This is a genomic window from Streptomyces xanthii, from assembly GCF_014621695.1.
In the GTDB taxonomy this organism is placed as follows: domain Bacteria; phylum Actinomycetota; class Actinomycetes; order Streptomycetales; family Streptomycetaceae; genus Streptomyces; species Streptomyces xanthii.
Map to the genome: position 1 here is coordinate 5,425,082 of NZ_CP061281.1, position 20,770 is coordinate 5,445,851.

Here is a 20,770-nt window from a genome sequence, read left to right on the forward strand (position 1 = left end):
GGCCGTCCGGCGGCCGGCGCCGGCACGTCATCACGCCATGAGCCCGAGGTGCCCCATGCCCGAAAACCGCCCGCTGCTGCACTGGTTCCTGCCCACCGGAGGCGACGGACGCGATCCCGGCGGCGTCACGTCCGTGCAGGGCAGGACCGGCGCCGCGACCCGGCGGCGGGCCGACATCGGCTACCTCGCGCAGGTGGCGCGCGCCGCCGAGCAGGCCGGTTTCACCTCCCTGCTCACCCCGGTCGGGCTCGGCTGTGTGGACCCGTGGATCCTCACCTCGGCCCTCTCCCAGCACACCGAACGCATCGGCTTCCTCGTCGCCTTCCGGGCCGGCTTCAGCAGCCCCACCCTGCTCGCCCAACAGGCCGACGCCTTCCGCAGATTCACCGGAGGGCGCCTGCGCCTGAACGTCGTCACCGGCGGCGACTCCGTCGAACAGCGCTCCTACGGGGACCAGTTGGCGCACGACCAGCGGTACGGCCGCACCGACGAGGTCATGGCCGTGCTCCGCGACCTCCTCGACGGCAAGCGCATCGACTTCCAGGGCCGGCACGTCCAGGTCGAGGGCGCCCAACTGACCGACCCCGCCGTCGAGTTCAAGGTCCCGCTGTACTTCGGCGGGGCGTCCGGCGCCGCCGAGGACGTCGCCGCGCGCCGCGCCGACGTCCAGCTCCTGTGGGGCGAACCGCCCGCCGCCGTCGCCGAGCGCGTCGAGCGGCTCCGCAGCCGCAACCCGTCGCTGCGCTTCGGCCTGCGCCTGCACGTCATCAGCCGCGACACCGCCGCCGAGGCCTGGGCCGAGGCCGACCGGATCCTCGCCGCGATGGACCCCGAGGCGATCCGCGCCAGCCAGGAACGCTTCGCCCGCATGGACTCCACCGGCCAGGCCCGGATGACGGCCCTGCACGGCGGCAGCGCCGACGGCCTCACCGTCGCGCCCAACCTCTGGGCGGGCATCGGCCTGGTCCGCGAGGGCGCCGGCACCGCCCTCGTCGGCAGCCACGACGAGGTGGCCCGACGCCTCCACGAGTACACCGAACTGGGCATCTCCGAGTTCATCCTCTCCGGCTACCCGCACCTGGAGGAGGCGTTCCGCGTCGGCGAGGAGGTCGCCCCGAGGCTGCGGCGCCTGGTGGGTGCCCAGGCATGAGCACCGCACAGCTGAAGACCCGGGCCCCGGACACCGGGCCAGGGACGCGCCCGGCCGCCGCGCGTGTCCCGCGCCCGGCACGACCCGGCCGGGAGGCCGCACAGTGGCTGGCCCTGCGGCTGATCGCCCTCGCCGTCCTGCTCGCCGCCTGGCAGGCGGCCGTCGCCGCCGAACTGTGGCCCCGCGTCCTCGTCCCGTCCCCCGGCGACGTCGGGCACGCCTTCGCCGTCGGGATGACCGACGGCTACAGCGGCCACCTCCTCACCGAGCACCTGGCCGTCAGCCTGCGCCGGATCGGCATCGGCACCGGTTACGCGGCCCTGGTCGGCGTCCCGCTCGGCCTGGTCATCGGCGCGGTGCGGCCCGTCGCCGTCGTCCTCGAACCGGCGGTCACCTTCCTGCGGACGCTGCCGCCGCTCGCGTACCTGTCCCTGCTCGTCATCTGGTTCGGCATCGACGAGTCGCCGAAGATCTGGCTCCTGGTCGTCGCCGCGCTGCCGCCGATCGCCGCCGCGACCGCAGCCGCCGTCCGTGACGTGCCCGGCGATCTCGTCGAGGCCGCGCGGGCCCTCGGCTCCGGGCCGGCGACCCTGCTGCTCGCCGTGCGGCTGCCCGCGGCGCTGCCCGAGATCCTCACCGGCGTCCGGATCGCGGTCGGCGTCGCCTACACCTCCGTCGTCGCCGCCGAGACCGTCAACGGCGTGCCCGGCATCGGCGGCATGATCCGCGACGCCCAGCGCTACAACCAGACCGCCGTCGTCATCGCGGGCATCCTCGCCATCGGCGTCTCCGGCATCGTGCTCGACGCACTGCTGAAGGCCGTCGAACGGGCCGCCGTCCCCTGGCGCGGACGCGCCTGAACACCCCTGCCCCTTCCGCATCCGACCTCCCTTTCCCGCCTGTTGCCGCCCCTGTCCTGTCTGCTTCTGGAGATCCGTCATGCCCTCCCACCGCCGTACGCTCCTCGCGGCCGCCGCCGCGCTCACCCTCGCCGCCACCGCGACCGCCTGCGGCACCGGCGGTTCCGACAGCGCCTCGGGCCGGACCCAGGTGCGCATCGCCTACCAGGCGATCCCCAACGCCGACCTCGTCGTCAAGCACGAGCGGCTCCTCGAGAAGGCGCTGCCCGACGCCGACGTGAAGTGGGTGAGGTTCGACTCGGGCGGCGACGTGAACACCGCCGTGATCTCCGGCGCAGTCGACCTCGGACTCGCCGGCTCCAGCCCCGTCGCCAAGGGCCTGTCCGCCCCGCTCGACATCCCGTACAAGGTGCTCTGGATCCACGACGTCATCGGCGACAACGAGGCCCTCGTCGCGAAGAAGGGCACGGGCGTCAAGGCGGTGAAGGACCTCAAGGGGAAGAAGATCGCCGCGCCGTTCGGCTCCACCTCGCACTACTCGCTGCTCGCCGCGCTCGACGACGCCGGGCTGAAGACCTCCGACGTGACGCTCGTCGACCTCCAGCCGCAGGACGCGCTCGCCGCCTGGCAGCGCGGCGACATCGACGCCGCGTACGTGTGGACGCCGACGCTCGGCGAACTGGAGAAGGACGGCACCGTCCTCACCACCAGCCGGAAGATCGCGGCGGCCGGCAAGCCCACCGCCGACCTGGGCGTCGTCACTGACGACTTCGCGGCCGAGCACCCCGAGATCGTCACCGCCTGGCTGAAGGCCGAGGACCGGGCCGTCGCCCGCGCGAAGAACCAGCCGGACAAGGCCGCCGCGTCGATCGGCGCCGAGCTCGGCATCCCCGCCGGCGAGGCGAAGCGCCAGCTGAGGCAGCTCGTGCTGCTCAGCGCCGAGGAGCAGCGGGGCGCACAGTACCTGGGCCGGCCGGGCGCACCCGGCGCCCTCGCCGCGAACCTGCGGGACGCCGCCGTGTTCCTCAAGGGGCAGAAGGCCGTGGACGCGGTGCCGGGGCGCCCGGTGTTCGAGCGGGCCCTCGCCGTGAAGGAGCTGAACCGTGCCGCGAAGTGAGACGGCGGAGAAGGACACCGGCCGCGACCCCGCGGACATCGTGCTCGACGGGGTCGGCGTCCGGTACGGCGGCAAGGGCTCCGGGGCCGTGACCGCCGTCTCCGAGGTGTCCCTGAGCGTCGGCGCGGGCGAGTTCGTGGTCCTGGTCGGCCCCTCGGGCTGCGGCAAGACGACGCTGCTGCGCCTGGTCGCGGGCTTCGAGCGGCCCGCGACGGGCGGCGTCGACGTGCGGCGCACGGTCGGGGTCGTCTTCCAGCAGCCCCGTCTGTTCCCCTGGCGCACCGTCGGCGGGAACATCGCGTTCGCGCTGGCCCGGCACGGGGTGCCCCGGGGGCAACGGGCGGAGAGGGTCGCGGAGTTGCTGGAGCGGGTCGGGCTCGCCGGTACGGCACGGAGGCGCACCTGGCAGCTGTCCGGCGGTCAGCAGCAGCGGGTCGCCCTCGCGCGGGCGCTCGCGGCCGAGCCCCAAGTCCTGCTGATGGACGAGCCGTTCGCCGCGCTGGACGCGCTGACCCGGGAACGGCTCCAGGAGGAGGTGCGGGACCTGGCGGACACCACGGGCACGACCGTCCTGTTCGTCACGCACTCCGTCGACGAGGCGGTGCTGCTCGGCTCGCGGGTCCTCGTCATGGCCGCGGGTCCGGGCCGGGTCGTCGCGGAGGTCCCGGTCGCGCTCGCGCGCGGCGCCGCCGATGTGGCGGGCCTGCGGACGACCCCCGAATTCTCCCGGTTGCGGGGCGAGTTGGCGGAGGTGATGCGCGCGGCGGCGCAGGACTGACCGGGCCCCGAGGAGACACCCGAAGAACGCGGAAGGCGCCGCCTCCCCGTGGGACCGGGGGAGACGGCGCCGCATGCGTGCGCCCGACAGGCGTGTTACACGAGCCAGCCGACGAAGTTGAAGACGCCGGCGAGGATGTCGGTAAGCAGGTTCATGGTGTCGCGTTCTCCTAGAGGTGTTGCATGTGTGTGGGACTTGCACGTGCATCGCGATGCGTTTCGCTACGGTCTGCAGCCCGTTGCTTGCGCTCCGTAAGCATCGTTGTTCACCTGGGTCACATGCAAACTCTGAGGCGACGATCACCTGTTCAAGGGAACAACTGCTCGCCTGTTCGGTTGCGGGGTCATGTCAGGCGATGCCCCGCACCACCCCCAGATCCACCAAGTCCTGCGGGCGAAGCCGCAGTTGAGCGGCGGTCTCGTGGACCTGGTCGACCGGCCGCTTGAGGATCGCGGCCGCGAGCTCGGGGGCGATCACCGAGAAGTACGCGTCCGGGGTCACCCAGGTGTTCCCCGGCGCCGCGAGCGCCAGCGCCCCGCCCGAACCGCCCTCGCCGATCACCAGCGTCGTCACCGGCACCGGACACTCCGCGACCGCGACGAACAGCTCCGCGATCGCGGGACCCGCGCCCGCCCGCTCGGCCTCCGCGCCGTTCGCGGCGCCCGGGGTGTCGACCAGGGTCAGCACCGGGATGCCGAGCCGGCCCGCGAGCCGGATCAGCCGCGTCGCGGTCCGGTAGCCCGCCGGGGTCGTCGCCGTGCCGCACTGCGCCACGTACGCGACCGTCCGCCCCGGATCCCCGTACGCGGGCCGGGGCGCCCCGAAGCCGCACAGGATGCCGTCGTCCACGCCGCCCGCCCGGTCGCCGCGCAGTTCCTCGCGGTACGTGAAGCAGGCGTCCAAGTAGGCGGGTGCGTGCGGCCGTTCGGGGGCTCGCGCGCGCAGCACCGCGTCCCAGCCGGTGGCCGGCAGGTCGGTGCGGCCCAGCGCGGCGGGCACCGGGGCCGGTTCCGGGTCCGGGGTGCGGGCCGTGAGCAGCCGTAGCCGGCGCCCGACGTCCTCGCGCAGCACGTCCGGCGCCACGACCGCGTCGACCGCGCCCGCCGCCCGCTGCCCCTCCGCCGTGTACGCCGCCGGGTCCGCGTCCGCCGGGCGCACCCGGGACCCCGCGAAGCCGATCTGCGCGCCGGGCAGCGCCAGGGTGACGTCCGCGCCCGCGCCGAGCGTCGCCCAGCCGCCCCCGGTCGTCGGGTCGCAGGCCACCGCGATCTGCGGCAGCCCGGCGGCCCGGGTCAGCGCGCACTGCCGGGCCGCGCGCTGGAGCTGGGTCAGCGCGAGCATGCCCTCCTGCATCCGGCTGCCGCCCGTGGCGACCAGGGAGACGACCGGCAGGCCGTGCGCGCGGGCGTGCGCGTGCGCGGCCTCGATCCGGTCGCCGGTGGCCCGGCCGAGCGAACCGCCCAGGTGCCCGAAGGCGAAGGCCAGGACGACCGCCGGGACACCGCACACCGTCGCCGTGCCGGCCACCACCGACTCGGACGCACCACTGCGCGCGACGGCCCGCGCCTTCGACTCCGCGTACCCGGGCCAGCCCAGCGGATTCGGTTCGGCGGGCGGCGCGGGGTCCGGCAGCGGCCGGAAGGTACCGGGGTCGCACACCAGCTCGGGGTGCGCGGCGCCCCGCGGATCGGACTTCGGAAGGGTTGGCACGTGCGCTCCTGAGGGGTGACGGGGCCGGTCCCGGTCCAGCATGCGGGGCGCCGGTCGCGGGGTGGTGGACGGCACGAACCTGAGGGCCGCCGATCCGGTCGACGACGGCCTTCGACCGCCTCGGGATCACCTTGAGAGGATGAGCCCGGCCCGACCCGGGCGGACAAGGTGAGGAGAAGGCGTTGGCACGGATAGCACTGGTCACGTATCGGGTCGGCGAGGACGGTGGGCCCGTGGACGCGGACCTGCCGCTGCTCGTCGAGGGGATCGAGCGGCTCGGCGCCCGCGCCGACGTCGTCGTCTGGGACGACCCCGACGTCGACTGGAGCGCGTACGACCTCGCTGTCGTCCGCTCGACCTGGGACTACAGCTGGCGCCGCGACGAGTTCATCGCCTGGACCGAGCGCTGCGCCGCCGCGACCCGCCTCGCCAACCCGCCCGGCGTGATCCGCTGGAGCACCGACAAGCGCTACCTCGGCGAACTCGCCGGGGCCGGCGTGCCCGTCGTCCCGACGACGTACGTGCCGCCGGGCGCCGCCCCCGAGCTGCCCGCCGACCGCGCCTTCGTGATCAAGCCGACCTCCAGCGCCGGCGCCCGCTACGCGGCCCGCTACACCCCGGCCGAACAGGACGTCGCGCTGCGGCAGTTGGCGCGGATGCACGACGAGGGGCTGACCGCCATGGTGCAGCCCTACGTCGACGGGATCGACGTCAGTGGGGAGCGCGCCGTGCTCTTCTACGGCGGCCGGTTCCTGCACGCGATCCGCAAGGGCGCGGTGCTCTCCGCCGGGGTCGCGTTCGACGCGCGCAAGGTCCCGCACCCCTCCCTCGAACCGTGGGAGCCGACCGAGGCCGAGTTCGCCGTCGCCGAGCGGGCCCTCGCGGCCGTGCCCGGTGGGCCCGAGCAGTTGCTCTACGCGCGCGTGGATCTTGTCGACGGGGCCGATGGGCGGCCGTGTGTCATGGAGCTGGAGCTCGTCGAGCCGAACCTGTTCCTGAGCGCGGTGCATCCGGGGTCCGTGGACGCGGTCGCCGAGGCGATCGTGAAGTCGGCGTAGCGCTGCGCTGAGCTTGAACCGGGGGGCGTCTGCGTGGCTGCGGTCTCGTCGCCGGGTGCGGGTGCGTGGGGGCTGGTCGCGCAGTTCCCCGCGCCCCTGGAAGGCATGCGGCTTCGCCGCGCCTTCCCCAGATCACAGGCACCCCGCACCTTGATCGGGGGAATCAGGCCCCCGTACCTCTATCGGGGAAATGCGGCGCGTAGCGCCTGCATTTCAGGGGCGCGGGGAACTGCGCGACCAGCCCCCACCGGGCCCGCACCCGAAGACCAGCCCCCACCTACCGCACCGGGCGACGAGACTTCAGCCGCGCAGACGTTCCGGCGTGATCTCCGTCCAGCGCTGGAGCAGGCCCCAGGTGAACTCGGCCCGGATCCGGCGCGGGGTGCCGTCCTCGTCCGGGGCCGTGAACTCCAGGCCCCAGCGGGTCGGGGCCGAGCCCTCCAGAGGGCGGGCCGGGGCGAAGGCGTGGGCCGCCTCGTCGACCGTGCAGGACCAGGGGGTCAGGTCGGCGAGGGTGCGCAGGGCGGGGCCCGGGGCGCCGGGGGCGCGGGTCAGCCATTCGTTCCAGACCGCGCCCGTGGGCGCGAGCAGCACCTCGAAGCGGAGCGTGGGCCACAGCGGCACCTGCCACTGGAGCGCGGTGCAGGTCAGGTCGCCCAGGCGGCGGGGGCGTTCCGACGCGGGGGCGCCGAGCACCGAGCGGTACCGCGACGCCGCCGCGCGGGAGCGCGGGGCGTGCAGCATCGCCTGCCAGCGCCGGTTCGCCTCCCGCATGTCCGCCACCGAGACGCCGAGGTCCGCGCGGGCCGTCTCGACCAGCTCCGGATTGTGGTCCGCCATCCGGCGCAGCAGGACGAGCTGGAACTCGAGCGGGCCGAAGGGGTCAGCGGGACCGGTGGGCGGGGTGCGTCGCGCGGGTGCCATGTCTTTCATGGTCGCGCACGGAGCCCGGGGTGCGGCCGTCCGGCAGGAACAGCACCGAGTTGACGTAGCGCGGGCGGCGGGCCGCCGGGGTCAGGGCCCGGCGCAGCAGGCCCTGCGAGGCGATGTGCGCGGTGCCGCGCTGGTGCGCCGCCAGATCGAACGAGGGCAGCGGCAGCCAGTCGGCGCCGGGCAGCACCCAGCCCTCGTATCCCCGCGCGCGCAGATGCCGTACCACCGGGGTGATCGGCTGGATGCGGGTCTCCAGCTCGATGAAGAGCGCCGGGCGGTCCCGGGCGAGGAGGGCTTCGGCGCCGCGCAGAACGGCGAGTTCCGCCCCGTCCACGTCGATCTTCACGAACTCGACCTCGTCCAAGGCGAGTTCGTCGAGGGTGACACAGTCCACGGACTGGCCTGTCGTGGCGTGCAGACCGTCGCGGCGGACCAGCGAGGACACCCCGCGGTCCCCGCGCGCGTCGTGCGGCGGCTGCCACAGCGGGGCGGTGCCGGGCCGGTCGCTGGCCGCCGCCCGCACCACCCGTACGTTCGCGGGCGCCGTCGCGGCGAGCGTACGGGCCAGGTGCGGTACGGGTTCCAGGGTGACCACGCGCCGGGCGCGGGCGGCGAGGCGGTGGGTCCAGGGCCCGTACCAGCCGCCGACGTCCACCGCGGTGGCGCACCCGGAGCCGCCGGGGACCATGTCGGACAGGCGGGCCAGCTCCGGTTCGAAGCGCGGGTAGAGAGCGCGGGCCGTGGCCGCGGTGAGGCGGGCGGGCAGCCAGGGGGCGAGGCGGGCGGCGATCGTGGTCACGTCACACCGCCTCCCTCGAACTGTTTCAGGAGGCGTTCGTGCTCGTCCTCCGCGAGCTGCTCGCCGGACGAGGGCAGCAGCTGCGGCACCCCGTCGACGATCGGATAGCGGCGCTGGAGACGCGGGTTGTAGAGCGCGTCGCCGTCCGGCAGGAGGCGCAGCGGCCCCTTGTCCAGCGGACAGGCGAGCAGGGTGAGCAGCGGGTCGTCAGGCTTCATGGGACAGCAACTCCTTCGGAGGTTCCATGGACGGTGTCGTCGTGGCCGGGGGCGGGTCGTGCTTGGGCATGAGCAGCAGGACGGCGACGGCGAGCGCGGTGCCCGCGACGCGCAGCGCGAGCAGCAGCGGCTCGGAGGGCAGTGACTCGCCGAACGCGAGCGTGCCGAGCACGACCGTGAACAGGCAGGTCACCGTCGTGCACACCGGGACGATCAGCGAGGCCCGGCAGCGCTGCAGCGCCGCCTGCGACATGACGAGCCCGCACGCGCCCGTGCACAGCAGCAAGTACGGGTACGGGGAGGCGAGCAGCCGGGGCACATCCCACAGGAGCCCCGACACTCCCTTGATGGCGAGCGAGCTGACGCCGTAGAGCAGGCCGACCGCGACGCCGTACTCGACGCCCGCGCTCGGCATCCGGTGCCGGCGCCGCGCCCGCCGCTCCGCGCCCGCGTACAGGTACAGGCCGGCGGCGAGCGAGGGCACGCACACGAGGAGGATGAGCGGCGCGGGGGCGGCCCCGCCGACCGCGTCCGGGTCCCGGCCGGTGTCGCGCAGCGAGAGCACCACCATGACGAGGGCGGCCAGGATCGCGCCGATCGCGTACCGCTCGCGGCCCGAGGTGCGCTCGCCGAGCAGCCGCGCGGACAGCAGGAGCAGCAGCACGAGACCCGACACGAAGATGCCCTGCGCGGCGGCGATGGGCAGCGTCCGGTACACGGCGAGCTGGGCGCCGAACCCGCCCGCCAGCGCCAGCGAACCCGCCAGCCACAGCGGACTGCCCACCAGGTGCCGCAGCAGCCGCGCGGGGCGGCGGACGCTGATCGCCGGCAGCCGCCCCAGCGCCCGCTTCTCCAGCACGAAGCCGACGCTGTACAGGGTGTTCGCGAGCAGCGCCGAGGCCACGCCCCACACCACGGCCGGCACCGCCGCTCACGCCTTCCGCGCGTGCAGCAGCAGGATCGAGGAGAGCGAGGGGGCAGCGCAGGCCAGCCGGTCCAGCGGGCGCAGCGGGCCCGGCACCCCGTGGAACGGCGCCCCGGAGACACCGACCACCCGGTACCCGGACGCGGCAACGAACGAGCGCAGCGCACGGGCCGTGTACAGGCGCAGGTGCCCCACGACCTCCCGGCCCGGCCTGCCGTGCACCCCGCGCAGACTCACCTCGGAGAACACCGGCTGCACCCCGGCCAGCAGCAGCCCCCGGTTGTACCAGGCGGCAAGGTTCGGCGTGGACAGCATCAGATGGCCGCCGGGCCGCAGCACCCGGCGGATCTCGTCCAGCGCGGAGTCGGGGTCCACGAGGTGCTCGATCACCTCGGAGAACAGCACCGCGTCGGCGGCCCCGTCCGCGAACGGCAGCCCGTGGTCGGACAGTTCGCCCCGCACCACGTACGGGATCCGGGTCGCCGCCCGCCGCAGCGCGTCCTGCGACCAGTCGACGCCGACCAGCCGGTGGCCTGGCAGCAGCGCGGCGGCCGTCGCGGCGGCCGAGCCGTCGCCGCAGCCCAGGTCGAGGACGGTCGCGCCCGGGGTGTCCGCGAGGGCCCGCGCGAGGATCCGGGTCTGGCGGACGGTGCGCGGGGTGCCGGAGGCGACCGGCACGTCCGGGTTCTCGTAGAAGTCGCGCAGGCCGGGCGTGCGGGCCTTCGGCGGGGTGAGATGCGGAGGTGTGAGGTTCGGTGGCGTGAGGTTCGGTGGCGTGGAGGGTGCCGTCATCGTGCCTCCTCGTGGGTCGCGCGCAGATGTTCCTCGAACAGGTCGCGCAGCCGGACGCCGTCACCGGGGCCCAGCAGCGTCCGCGACCAGCGCAGGGCCAGATGGAGCCGGCCCGCGGTGGACGCCGTCGTCACGGTCAGGCCGCGCGGGGTGCGGGCGGGCGCCGAGAACCAGACGGCGCTCGCCCGGATCCCGTCGCCGAAGTCCAGCGGGTACGGGACGCGCCCGATGTTGCTGAGCAGCGTCGTCGAGGTCCAGGGCGCGGCGGCCCGGCGCAACACCCTCGTGGCGGCGGCCCGCCAGGCGACGGGGGCGTACGGAGCGGTCAACAGGGCGGCACCGTGACCGAGTTGGGGACGCGGCATGCTCTTGAGCGCGGCGGTGCGCGCCGCGACCACTTGGAGCAGCTCGCTCGTGGGACGGGACAACTCGGTGGCGCTGAAGGCGACTTCGACGAGGCGCGTGCCGTTCCCGATCGGCATCGAGACGTCCCGGGGGCGGTCGTCCACCGGCATGGTGATGCGCAGCGGGCGGCGCGGATCGTGCGCGCCGCGCGCCGTGTTCCAGTCGACGAGTGTGCGAGCGGTGGCGGTCATCAACTGGTCGTTCACCGTGTACGGGGCGCCCTTCGGGCGGCGCGGCACGGGCAGTTCGCACACCAGCAGGCCGTTGCCCGGGGACGTCTCGGGGCGGGCGCCCGGGGCGACCCGGGCGGGGGGCCGCCAAGGTGACGGCATGGGCGGGTGGGCCGGGGGTGTGCGGCGGGCGGGGGCGGTGCCGTGGTGGTGGGCGGGGTGTTGTCGGGGCCGCCGTACTCCTGAGCGGCGGTGGCCAGGACCCGCAGGCAGGCCGGGCCGTCCAGGGCCGTGTGGTTGACCGTGAGGAACAGCACCGTGTCGCCCGTGGCCGGGTGCGGGACGGCTTCCAGACGGACGGGGGGTGCGCTGGTCAGTGCCGGGGCGTGGGCGAGGGAGCGGGTGCGGGCCGCCTCCAGGGCGTCGGGGGCCGGGGGCGGGAACGAGACGGGCGGCACGTCCGGGGCGCCGGTCAGCTCCCACTCGTACCGACGCGCGTACCAGCGGCGCGGGGCCTCCCGCATCAGGATCCGGGGGTGCCGGGCGAGGGCCCGCGCGAACGCTCCGGTCAGCCGCTCGTTGTCCAGGCGCCCGCTCAGGTGCACCTCGATGTGTACGGTCTCCGGCTCGTCGTCCTGCAGACAGTGCCGGGCGACTTCGTCGACGACGGGGAACGCGATGCGGTGGCGCTCCGCTGGGTTGACCTGGCCCTGGTGTCGGCCCTCGACTGTCGTCATCGGGTCCCCCTCCGGTGGGGGCGGGGGGCCGCCGTAGGTGCGGGGCGTCGCTGCCGGGTGCCGCGCCGTCGTGGCTGGTCGCGCAGTTCCCCGCGCCCCTTACGGGGCGCGTCTGATCCTGCGTCGAACTTGTCGCGCCCCGCGGCGGAGCCGCTGTTGGGTACGGCCCCGCGCCCCGCGGTGGAGCCGCTGATCGGGTTGGTCATCGTCGCGCCTCCCCGTCCGAACCCGGGGACTCTCCGCCCGTTGTCACCAGGGCCGCGAACACCGCCAGCAGGGCCAGGAGTTGGGCCGGGGCGCTGAAGGGGCCCTCGCCCGCGCGGACCGGTTCGCCGGCTCCCGTTGCCGCGAGTACGCCCGCCGCCGCCATCGCCAGGAACGCCAGCGGGACCAGCAGGGCTCGGCGCCATCGGGCCAGGAGGGCCAGGGCCGGGACCAGGGCCGCCCAGGGGCCCGCGATCACCACGGCGACCAGGGTCAGGGCGAGCGTGCCGAGGATCCAGCCGGGGGCCGGAGGAGCCGGTGACGGTGGCGCGGAGTCGGGGGCGCGCCTGCGCCACAGGGCCAGGGCGATCAGGGCCACGATGCCCGCCCCGCCCGCGAACAGGCCCGCCTGATAGGTGGTCGCCGGCTCGTAGGAGAGCTCGACCGTGCCGCTCGCCCCCTGCGGGACCAGCCACGCCTGCTGCCAGCCGTCCAGCCGCAGCGGCGTGAGCTTCTTGCCGTTCAGCGTGGCCTGCCAGCCGTCGTTCGCGTTCTCGTACGTGGTCAGGTACGCGGCCGCGCCCGCCTCGACCCGCACGCTGCGCCGGTCGCCGAGCCAGTCCCGTACGGTCATGCCGCGGGTGGCGGTCTCGGCGGTCGCGGTCGTGTCCGCGCGGGTCAGGGTGAGGTCCGTGACGGTCAGGGCGCCCTTGCCGCTCGTGGTGAGCGTGTGCTCGCCGGCGGGAAGGTCGAGGGGGCCGCACAGGGTGACGTCCACGGGCCTGCGCTCGGTGAGGTCGGCGACCGTGCCGCGTACGGAGGTGCGGTGACGGGTGCCGTCGACGGTCACCGAGGGTCCCTTGCCGCACGGCAGCTTGAACTGCCACTCGGGGTCGGGCTGTTGGACGCGGTAGCGGTCGAGTCCGGGGACGTACGCCTCGGTCAGGCCGACCGGCAGCTGCATGTCCTCGTCGGCGACCGGGTTGTGGACGGTCAGCGGGGCCGTCTTCGTGACGGTGATGTCGAGGCGGTCCGTGGTGATGGTGTCGAAGCGGGCCATGCCGTTGACGTCGACGCCCGCGACGGCCGCCCCGTCCGGGCTGCTGATCTCGATCTGCTCGGGCCGGGTGGACAGGCCGCCCGCGGGGGCCAGGACGAGCGACGACACGGGCTGCTTGTCCGGCCAGCGGAGGCGGATCGTGGGACGGTCGCCCGCGATCCAGGCCGTGGTCAGATCACCGTCGGTGAGATTGCGCGCGGAGGTGTTCGTGCCGAGCGCCGCCGTGGAGTCGGCGGTGGCGGTGATCTTCCGTTTCTGGCTGGGTGCCACGTCGTAGAGGAGCCGGTCGAGGGCGTCACCGGCCGTGGGGGTCGCGGTCGCTCCGAACGTGTAGCGGCCCGAGCCGGAGCTGGTGAACACCCGGTTCAGGGAGGGCTCGGTGTCGGTGAGCGTGAGCCCGCCGCCGCTCACCGCGCGGTGGAAACTGAACCGGTCGGCGCCCGCCGAGTCCGCGGGCAGCCGCAGCGCGCGGTGCGCCCGCACCCCCGGCACGTCGATGTCACGGAACCCGGCGCCGGTGAGCCCCGGCTTGGCGCGCTGTGTCTCCAGGATCGTGACGCGCAGCCAACGGGCCTCGCCCGCAGGCGCGTTCACGGTCTGCCGGGTGCCGTCGGGCTGGATCTCGGCGGTGGTGCTGCCCCGGTCGGTCTCGATCCGGATCCGGGTGGGCGCGGCCCGCACCCCCTCCTGCGGCAGTGGCGTGAGCCTCAGCCGGCCGGGGATGTCGGTGGGCCCGGAGAAGTCGATGCGCAGCCACTCGCCGCGCGCCGAGTCGGGGGCGCCCTCGGCCCAGGCGGTGTCGGGGTCGCCGTCGAAGGCGTTCACGGGGTCGAACTGGGGCAGGTGCAGCAGCCAGTTGCCGCTGGAGGACGCGCTGACGGCGCGGGCTCCCTCGATCCGGGCCGTGGTCTGCCGCTCGACGCCCCGCGTCGGCAGGATCTGCTTGGGCTCCTCGCCCGGGTTCTCCGCCGCCTTCGGGCTGTTGCGCTCCGTCGGCGTGTACGGGTACGAGGTGTTGGTGTTGACCAGGCCGAAGCGCGTGTCGGCGCGGCGCAGCCCGTCCGCCGCGATCCGCAGCGCCGGGTCGCCGATCCCCGGATGGTTGTCCCCGGTGAGCACGGCGGGCCGGTCGCGGAACTCCGGATCGGCGGACAGCCGCAGCAGCGCCTCGGGCCCGCCGCTGACCTCGGCCGTGTTCCGCACCGGCAACAGCCCCGCCTGGCCGGGACGTCGGGCCTTGTCGTCCGGCGCGTAGATCTCGACGGAGCGCTGGCGCGGGTACAGGCCCTCGATGGCGATGGGGGTGTCCTCGGCGATGCGCCCGCCGGTGACGACGGGGCCGAAGCCGGTGACGCGGTGGAAGCCGGACTCGGTCAGCGTGCGCTTCACGGTCGCGGTCGGTACGTAGCCGAACTGGTCGGGGTCGAGGTCGTTGCGGACCACGACGTAGTGCAGGCCCGCCCGGGAGACGAAGTCCTGGAGGCCCGGCACCCGGCCGCCCGACATGAGGGCCTGCTCGACGGCGTCGAGGGCGCGCCGGTTGCCCGCGGTGCCGAACGGCACGTAGTCGCGCTGCGCCCACCGGGACTCGGCGAGCACGTCGAGCGGCTGGTCGATGGGGGAGCCCCAGGTGTAGACGCCGTGCGCGGTCGCGGGCACGACGAGGGCGCGCGAGTCGGGGGAGTACTTGTGGAGCCAGTCGGCGGTCGCCTTCCAGTACGTGGGCAGCTTCTGGAAGGAGCCCGGCTGGAGGATCGACCCGTTCAAGTAGGGCCAGGCGAGGCCCGGCAGGACCAGCACGGCCGCGAGCAGCGGCGCGTACCGGCGGACCCGCAGCGGCCGGGCGCCGCGCGGATCGGCGGCCACGCCCACGAGATGGGTGAGGCCGAGCGTGAGCGCGAGGGCGAGCCCGGTCTGGAACTTGTAGATGTTGCGGAACGGGGCGAGCCCGCCGTCCAGCCAGCCCTGCACGGTGCCCGCGAAGGGGGCGCCGAGCGCGCCCCCGTACCCGGCGAGGGTGATGAGCAGCGCGGCGAGCACGGTGAGCAGCAGCCAGCGCCGCTCGGGCAGATCGCGCCGGGCCAGGCCCGCGAGGCCGAGCCCCGCGGCGAGCGCCGATCCGACGACGGCGACCGCGGCCGTCGCCACGGTCCAGCCCGCGGGCAGCCAGGCCTCGCCGAGATGCAGGTACGCGACCCAGTTCCCGGCGCCGCGCAGCACCTCCGTCGCCGCCATCGGATCGGTCGTGGTCCGTGAACTCTCCACGTAGGGAAGGAAGTTCTCGCCGTACGTCCCGAGGAGGAGCAGCGGCACGATCCACCAGGCGGTGGCCAGCACGACGCCGGGGATCCACCAGGCGATCTGGCGCCGCTTGCGCGGCCCGGCCGGCCGGGACAGCAGGTACAGGCCCACGGGCAGCAGCGAGGCGAGCGTCGACGCCGCGTTGACGCCGCCCATGAACGGGATCAGCAGGGCCGAGCGCATCGCCGAGACCCGCGCCGAGGTGCGCGGGTTCGCGAGGGGCAGCAGCACCCAGGGCAGGAACGCTCCGGGCAGCGCCGCCGCCGAGGTCGACCCGACGACGATGGTGAACGTCGGCCACAGCGCGTACGCGGTCGCGCCCAGCAGCCGGCTGCGCGGGCCGCCGACGCCGAGCCGCTCCGCGAGCCGCAGCGCGCCCCAGAAGGCGACGCTCACCACGATCGACATCCACAGGCGTTCCGCCAGCCACACCGGGACGTGCAGCAGATCGGTCAGGCCGTAGTACGGCAGCATCGGGAAGGCGTAGCCGATGTACTGGTCGGCGATGCCGCCGAAGCCCGCCCGGTCGTGCCACAGCTGCCCGAGATCCGCGAGGAACTGCCACGGGTCCTGGGCCACGCCGAGCTTCGTCTCGAACGTGGCCCGGCCCGGGCGCACCGCGCAGAACGCGACGAACAGCACGGCCCAGAAGGTCAGCAGCCGGCGGCGCGGGCACGGGCCCGGTCCGGGCTCGGGGGGCGCCGGGGCGGCCGGTGGGGCCTGGACCGTGGTCGTCATGGGGGACACCGCCTGAGGATGAGGAGAAGGTTCCACGTCGCGAACTCGCGCAGGCCCGGCACCCGCGTCACCGTCTCGGTGAGGAACGGCCAGTAGCGCGAGCGCGCGGTGAGGACCGAGACGTCGTCGCGGGCCCGCACATGGCGCAGCGTGGACCCGACGTGGTGCCGGAAGAGGTTCTCGCCGAGGGTGTGCTTGGGCGGCCGGCCGGTGCGCCGCCGGTAGCGCTCCTGGGCGCGGCCCGCGCCCAGGTAGTGCCAGGGCGCCCACTCGTGACCGCCCCACGGGGACAGCCAGTTGGTGAACGAGACGTAGACGAGGCCGCCGGGCCGGGTGACCCGGACCAGCTCGCTCAGGAACGTGTCGCGGTCGGCGACGTGCTCCAGGACGTTCGACGTGAACGTCACGTCGGCGCAGCCGTCGGGCAGCGGCAGCAGATAGCCGTCGGCGACCACGGTGGAACTCGGCGGCGCGCCGCCGAGCTCCCGGGTGTCCGGCTCGAACAGGACGCCCTGGGCGCCGCGCGCCCGGAACTCCCGCGTGAAGTGACCGCTGCCGCCGCCCACGTCCACGACGACCTTGCCCGCGACCTTCCCGTACGCCTCGACCTGGTCGGCGGCGTCCCGGGCGAGCAGCCGGTAGCAGGCCTCCGGGTCGCGCTGCTCGGCCATGAACGCCTTGAACAGGGCGAGCGAGCGGCGCGGCGACGGGTCCCTGAATCCCGTACCCGTCATGGCGTCCAGCCCCGCACCGCCTCCGCCGCGACCGACTGGAAGCGGCGGACGGAGTGCGCCCAGCGGTAGCCGGCGGCCCGTTCCTCGGCGGCCTTGCCCATCAGTTCGCGGCGCCGCGCGGACAGGGCGAGCGTGCACCAGGCGGCGGCGAACCCGGACGGGCCGCGGGCCAGCAGCCCGGTCACCCCGTCCTCGACGGAGTCGCGCACCCCGGGCACGTCGAAGCCGACGGCGGGCGTGCCGCGCGCGGCCGCCTCGGTGATCACCAGGCCCCAGCCCTCGACGGCCGAGGGATGCAGCAGCATCCACGCCTCGCACAGCAGCCGGTGCTTGTCCGCCTCGGAGACATGACCGGCGAACTCGACGCCGGGCCCGGCGAGTTCGCGCAGGCGCGGGGCCTCGGGTCCGTCGCCGACGATGACGAGCCGGCCGCCGGTCACCGGCCGGACCCGCTCCCACAGGCGCAGGAGCATGTCGATCCGCTTGTACTCCACGAGCCGGCCCATCGCGAGGAACAGCGGCTCGGGGGATCGGCCGGCGCGCGGGCCCGGCTCCTCGACCCCGTTGGGGACGAGACGGATCCGCGCCGGGTCGACGCCGATCCCGTGCAGGGCCTGCGCCGTCGACGGCGAGACGGCGACGAGCAGATTGCGGCGCTGGGCGACCCCGGACAGGGCCCAGTGCTCCAGCCTGCGGCCCAGGTGGGCGGCGGGCGCGAGCGGGCCGCGCAGCCGCATCCGCCACAGGTCGGTGTGCACGTGGTTGACGAGGCAGAGCGTGGGCCCGTCGTGCCACAGCGGTGCCAGGTACGGCATGCCGTTGCAGACCTCGACGAGCAGGTCGCAGGCGCCCACCTGACGGGCGAACGCCGAGCGGGCGCGCAGGTAGTGGGCGGTCTGGCCGCCCGCGGAGACGACCCGGTAGTCGCGCTCGGCGGCGGGGCCGCCGCACAGCAGGGTCACCTCGTGGCCCGCGCGGGTGAGCCCGTCGGCGAGCCGGTCGATGAGCAGTTCGGAGCCGCCCGCGTTCGGATTGCCGAGATCGCGGTGGGCGAGGAACACGATCCGGCGTGGTGCGGGCGGTGCGGCCGGAGGGTGCTGCGCGCCCGGTGGGGACGCGACGCGCAGGGGGGACGGCACGTGCTGGGGCATCCTTGCTCCAACTCGTCTCGGGGTGCGGAGCTCTGTGGGGGCATTTGCGAGAGGTGCGCGGCGCTGGTCGGGGGCCGCGACCGGTCCGTACGGGGAGTGCGCTGGGTCCGTACGGGGGGCGTGCTGGGTCCGTACTCGGGTCGGTACTGGTCCGTACCGGTGGGTACTGTGGCGGGGCTGTGCGGGGACTGTGCACGGGGTGGGGTGGCACAGTTTTCGCCGCGGGGTTCGCCGCGGCTACTCACCCGCGTGACAAGTTTCGGGCTTTCGCGGCCTGACGTACCGTCACATCGTGGACGTTTCCAGGGCCGTCGGGGACGTATCGGGATCAGGCCGCCGAAGCCCCTCGGGTCGCCGCCCGCCACCCGTTCCCCGCCCGCCCCGCACCGCGAGCAGCACCGCGCCGGCCGCCAGGGCGAGGAGCCCGGCGCCGCCCGCGACCAGCGGGACCGTCGTGCCGAGCAGCGTCAGCCGGTCGTTGTCGTCCTGCGCCAGCGCCACCTGCGCGCGCTGCGTCGCCGGGGTGAACGCGATCTTCCGGCTGTCCAGGAGCACCGCCGCGTCCCGGTCCGTGCCGGGCGCGCGCAGCGTCTTGCGCGGGCCGATCGCCGCGTACAGGACGCGGCCCGTGCGCCGGTCGACGACCAGCTCGACGCCGTGGTTGGCGTACCACTCCTCGGCGAGGACCTGGCCGCGCTTCGGCTGCCCGACGAGCTTTCCGGGCACCAGGCGGGAGCCCGTCCTGGCCGGGGCGACGGTGCCGGTGAACCGGTAGCCCTCGTAGCCCTGGACCTTCGTCGTGCCGCGGAAGCGGAGCGGGATCGTCGCGCCCAGTGTGTTGTCCCACCAGGTGTACGTCCGCCGCTCCACCCGGAACGGGAACTTCAGGTAGGCCTCGCCCCTGAAGGCGGGGCTCTCTCCGCAGCAGTGCACCGGGAGGTTGGTCTTCCGGTCCGTGACCCAGCGCTCCTGGGTCCACTGAAGGGCGTCGTGGGGATCCGCGGCCGGCAGCGAGGCGTCCGTGTCGACCGAGGTCGTCACGTCCCACACCGCCGTCCCGCCGCGCTCTCCGTCCGCGACGTCGCCGCGCACCTGGCGGGTGATCGTGATCCGCTTGTCGTGCACGGTCCGGATCTTTCCGGTGTCGAAATAGCTGCCGGTTCCGGTGAACACCGTGGTGGTGTCGGTGTTCAGCGGAGTGCGTTCGGCGCGCGGTTCGACGTACCACGCGAGCAGCCCGGCGAGCACCAGAAGGAACGCGCCCACACCTATGGCCACCAGCGGAAACGTCCGGGACGCGGCCCGGGTCGAGGTCGGGGAAGCATGCGAGGCACTGCGACTCATGGGGCGCTCCTGGGGGGTAGGGCGCCACGGCATGGCCGTGGTCGGCCGGTCATGGGCCGGGAACCGTAGACCCGCTCTTGACGCAGTGTCAATCTCCTGACAACACTGGGGACTTGCCGGAACACACAGGGTGGGGACCGACCTCAGAACTCCGAGAACTTGGACGAGAGGCTGACCCTGCGATGAACCGACTGCTTGCCGCGGCGCTGTCCGTGGCCGCCGGTGCGGCCCTCGCCGTCGCCGCGGCCTTCGGCGTGCTCGCGCTGATCGACGCGACCCCCGAGCAGCCCAACACGCCGCTGCTCACCTATGAGACACCCGGATCGGGGCGCTGACCCGTGCCCACGACCACCACCCGCTCCGCCTGGTGCGACGTGCCGCGCCCGCAGGTGCGGCAGTTCTCGGCGCTCTCCCTGGAGGAGGCGCCGCGGCTCGCCGAGGACATCCTGCGGGAGATCCGCCGCGAGTTCCCCCAGCTGCCCCTCGTCCTCGACGCGTCGGGCGAACCCATGGCGCTCGTCGGCATCCGGCGCGCCATCGAGGGCTTCGTCCGCCACCTCGCCACCGTCTCCGGCGCCAACGGCGACACACAGGGCGCCGACCAGCTCCCGTCCATGTTCCAGGAGTTCGGACGCGGCCAGAGTCTGCACGGGCAGAGCCTCGACGCCCTCCAGGCCATGTACCGGCTCGGCGTCAAACTCGCCTGGCGCCGCCTCGCCGACATCGGCCAGCGCCTGCGCATCCCGCCCCCCGCCATGTACGAACTCGCCGAGTCCGGCTACGAGTACCTCGACAGCCTCGTCGACCAGTCCGTCCGCGGCTACGCCGAGGCCGCCGCCCGGCAGGCCGGGGAACGCCTGCGCCAGCAGCGCAAACTCATGGACCTGCTGCTCGACGGGCACGCCGTCGCACCGCCCGACCCCGTCAAGGCCCTCACCGAACGCGCCGCCCGCATCGGCTGGCCCGTCCCCGACCAGGTCGCCGTCGGCGTCCTGCTGCGCCCCGCGCGCGACGCCGTCGCCCCCGCCGTCGGCCCCGACGTCCTCCTCGACATGGAGACCGAACGGCCCCGGCTCGTCGTCCCCGACCCCGACACCGGCGGCCGGCCCGACCTGCTGCGCCGCGCCCTCACCGGCTGGTCCGGCGCGATCGGCCCGCCCGTCGCACCGGCCGACGCCGCGAAGTCGCTGCGCTGGGCCGAGTCCGCCGTCGCCCTCATGGAACGCGGCCTGCTCCCCGCCACCGAGGTCCTGCGCTGCACCGAGCACACTCAGGCCCTCGTCCTCCTCCAGCCCGAGGAACTCGTCGACGACCTCGCCCGCCGCGCCCTCGCCCCCCTCACCCACTGCGGCCCCGCCCACGCCCGCCGCCTCGCCGAGACCCTCCTCGCCTGGCTGGAGACGCGAGGCGGCGCCCCCGAGGTCGCCACCCGCCTCGGCGTCCACCCCCAGACCGTCCGCTACCGCCTGCGCCAGATCCGCGAACTCTGGGGCGACGAGGTCGACGACCCGGACCGCCGCTTCGAACTCGAACTGGTCCTGAGGGCCCGCCGCTTACGGGGAGAACTCGGGCCGCCGTAGTCCCCG

General features: G+C 74.6%; 17 protein-coding genes and 1 pseudogene. 7 read left to right on the plus strand and 11 right to left on the minus strand.

Annotation, left to right across the window (positions count from 1 at the left end):
• Positions 1–55: 55 nt before the first annotated feature.
• From IAG42_RS24395 to IAG42_RS24410, 4 genes are all read left to right on the plus strand, one after another.
• Positions 56–1,150, plus strand: coding sequence for an LLM class flavin-dependent oxidoreductase (locus IAG42_RS24395; protein ID WP_188339095.1), 1,095 nt, complete (start codon positions 56–58; stop codon positions 1,148–1,150).
• Positions 1,147–2,010 (plus strand): ABC transporter permease, encoded by an 864-nt coding sequence (locus IAG42_RS24400; protein WP_188339096.1) that lies wholly within the window; start codon positions 1,147–1,149, stop codon positions 2,008–2,010. The genes IAG42_RS24395 and IAG42_RS24400 overlap by 4 nt, the downstream gene beginning before the upstream one ends.
• Before the next feature lie 79 nt (positions 2,011–2,089).
• On the plus strand, positions 2,090–3,127 hold the full coding sequence (locus IAG42_RS24405) for a taurine ABC transporter substrate-binding protein (protein WP_188339097.1): 1,038 nt from the start codon (positions 2,090–2,092) through the stop codon (positions 3,125–3,127).
• On the plus strand, positions 3,114–3,905 hold the full coding sequence (locus tag IAG42_RS24410; protein ID WP_188339098.1) for an ABC transporter ATP-binding protein: 792 nt from the start codon (positions 3,114–3,116) through the stop codon (positions 3,903–3,905). The genes IAG42_RS24405 and IAG42_RS24410 overlap by 14 nt, the downstream gene beginning before the upstream one ends.
• A 348-nt stretch (positions 3,906–4,253) precedes the next feature.
• Here the strand turns inward: IAG42_RS24410 and IAG42_RS24415 are convergent, their stop codons facing one another.
• Positions 4,254–5,615 (minus strand): carboxyl transferase domain-containing protein, encoded by a 1,362-nt coding sequence (locus IAG42_RS24415; protein WP_394811243.1) that lies wholly within the window; start codon positions 5,613–5,615, stop codon positions 4,254–4,256.
• Between the two features lie 182 nt (positions 5,616–5,797).
• Between IAG42_RS24415 and IAG42_RS24420 the strand changes: the two genes are divergently transcribed.
• Positions 5,798–6,673 (plus strand): ATP-grasp domain-containing protein, encoded by an 876-nt coding sequence (locus IAG42_RS24420; RefSeq protein ID WP_188339099.1) that lies wholly within the window; start codon positions 5,798–5,800, stop codon positions 6,671–6,673.
• A 300-nt stretch (positions 6,674–6,973) separates the two neighbouring features.
• Here the strand turns inward: IAG42_RS24420 and IAG42_RS24425 are convergent, their stop codons facing one another.
• The 10 genes and pseudogenes from IAG42_RS24425 to IAG42_RS24470 form a co-directional block, all read right to left on the minus strand.
• Entirely contained in the window at positions 6,974–7,597 is a 624-nt protein-coding gene (locus tag IAG42_RS24425) for a hypothetical protein (RefSeq protein ID WP_188339100.1), read from the minus strand.
• A complete protein-coding gene (locus IAG42_RS24430) occupies positions 7,557–8,405 on the minus strand; it encodes an FkbM family methyltransferase (protein ID WP_188339101.1) in 849 nt (282 codons plus the stop codon). The genes IAG42_RS24425 and IAG42_RS24430 overlap by 41 nt, the downstream gene beginning before the upstream one ends.
• A complete protein-coding gene (locus IAG42_RS24435) occupies positions 8,402–8,623 on the minus strand; it encodes a Trm112 family protein (RefSeq protein ID WP_188339102.1) in 222 nt (73 codons plus the stop codon). The genes IAG42_RS24430 and IAG42_RS24435 overlap by 4 nt, the downstream gene beginning before the upstream one ends.
• Complete coding sequence (locus IAG42_RS24440; RefSeq protein ID WP_188341579.1) at positions 8,613–9,539, minus strand: DMT family protein; 927 nt, start codon at positions 9,537–9,539, stop codon at positions 8,613–8,615. The genes IAG42_RS24435 and IAG42_RS24440 overlap by 11 nt, the downstream gene beginning before the upstream one ends.
• Positions 9,540–9,554: 15 nt before the next feature.
• Positions 9,555–10,340, minus strand: a complete 786-nt coding sequence (locus IAG42_RS24445) for a class I SAM-dependent methyltransferase (RefSeq protein WP_188339103.1) — start codon at positions 10,338–10,340, stop codon at positions 9,555–9,557.
• Positions 10,337–11,652: pseudogene (locus IAG42_RS24450) on the minus strand (condensation protein). The gene IAG42_RS24445 and the pseudogene IAG42_RS24450 overlap by 4 nt, the downstream one beginning before the upstream one ends.
• 202 nt (positions 11,653–11,854) lie before the next feature.
• A complete protein-coding gene (locus IAG42_RS24455; RefSeq protein WP_188339104.1) occupies positions 11,855–15,955 on the minus strand; it encodes an alpha-(1->3)-arabinofuranosyltransferase domain-containing protein in 4,101 nt (1,366 codons plus the stop codon).
• Positions 15,952–16,689, minus strand: coding sequence for a class I SAM-dependent methyltransferase (locus tag IAG42_RS24460; protein ID WP_188339105.1), 738 nt, complete (start codon positions 16,687–16,689; stop codon positions 15,952–15,954). The genes IAG42_RS24455 and IAG42_RS24460 overlap by 4 nt, the downstream gene beginning before the upstream one ends.
• Positions 16,686–17,840: a glycosyltransferase family 4 protein gene (locus tag IAG42_RS24465; RefSeq protein ID WP_188339106.1), complete on the minus strand. Its 1,155-nt coding sequence runs from the start codon at positions 17,838–17,840 to the stop codon at positions 16,686–16,688. The genes IAG42_RS24460 and IAG42_RS24465 overlap by 4 nt, the downstream gene beginning before the upstream one ends.
• A gap of 285 nt (positions 17,841–18,125) precedes the next feature.
• The gene (locus IAG42_RS24470) at positions 18,126–19,184 is read right to left on the minus strand and encodes a DUF3068 domain-containing protein (RefSeq protein WP_188339107.1); all 1,059 of its coding nucleotides are present in this window, start codon (positions 19,182–19,184) and stop codon (positions 18,126–18,128) included.
• Positions 19,185–19,366: 182 nt separating this feature from the next.
• Between IAG42_RS24470 and IAG42_RS24475 the strand changes: the two genes are divergently transcribed.
• Positions 19,367–19,519 (plus strand): DUF2613 family protein, encoded by a 153-nt coding sequence (locus tag IAG42_RS24475; protein WP_188339108.1) that lies wholly within the window; start codon positions 19,367–19,369, stop codon positions 19,517–19,519.
• Between the two features lie 3 nt (positions 19,520–19,522).
• On the plus strand, positions 19,523–20,764 hold the full coding sequence (locus IAG42_RS24480; protein WP_188339109.1) for a helix-turn-helix domain-containing protein: 1,242 nt from the start codon (positions 19,523–19,525) through the stop codon (positions 20,762–20,764).
• Positions 20,765–20,770: the final 6 nt, after the last annotated feature.

Coding starts and splice junctions, on each gene's coding strand:
- IAG42_RS24460 (WP_188339105.1), bottom strand. CDS start 16,689: ATGACGGGTACGGGATTCAGGGACCCGTCGCCGCGCCGCTCGCTCGCC.
- IAG42_RS24400 (WP_188339096.1), top strand. CDS start 1,147: ATGAGCACCGCACAGCTGAAGACCCGGGCCCCGGACACCGGGCCAGGG.
- IAG42_RS24475 (WP_188339108.1), top strand. CDS start 19,367: ATGAACCGACTGCTTGCCGCGGCGCTGTCCGTGGCCGCCGGTGCGGCC.
- IAG42_RS24435 (WP_188339102.1), bottom strand. CDS start 8,623: ATGAAGCCTGACGACCCGCTGCTCACCCTGCTCGCCTGTCCGCTGGAC.
- IAG42_RS24455 (WP_188339104.1), bottom strand. CDS start 15,955: ATGACGACCACGGTCCAGGCCCCACCGGCCGCCCCGGCGCCCCCCGAG.
- IAG42_RS24395 (WP_188339095.1), top strand. CDS start 56: ATGCCCGAAAACCGCCCGCTGCTGCACTGGTTCCTGCCCACCGGAGGC.
- IAG42_RS24465 (WP_188339106.1), bottom strand. CDS start 17,840: ATGCCCCAGCACGTGCCGTCCCCCCTGCGCGTCGCGTCCCCACCGGGC.
- IAG42_RS24470 (WP_188339107.1), bottom strand. CDS start 19,184: ATGAGTCGCAGTGCCTCGCATGCTTCCCCGACCTCGACCCGGGCCGCG.
- IAG42_RS24425 (WP_188339100.1), bottom strand. CDS start 7,597: ATGGCACCCGCGCGACGCACCCCGCCCACCGGTCCCGCTGACCCCTTC.
- IAG42_RS24405 (WP_188339097.1), top strand. CDS start 2,090: ATGCCCTCCCACCGCCGTACGCTCCTCGCGGCCGCCGCCGCGCTCACC.
- IAG42_RS24445 (WP_188339103.1), bottom strand. CDS start 10,340: ATGACGGCACCCTCCACGCCACCGAACCTCACGCCACCGAACCTCACA.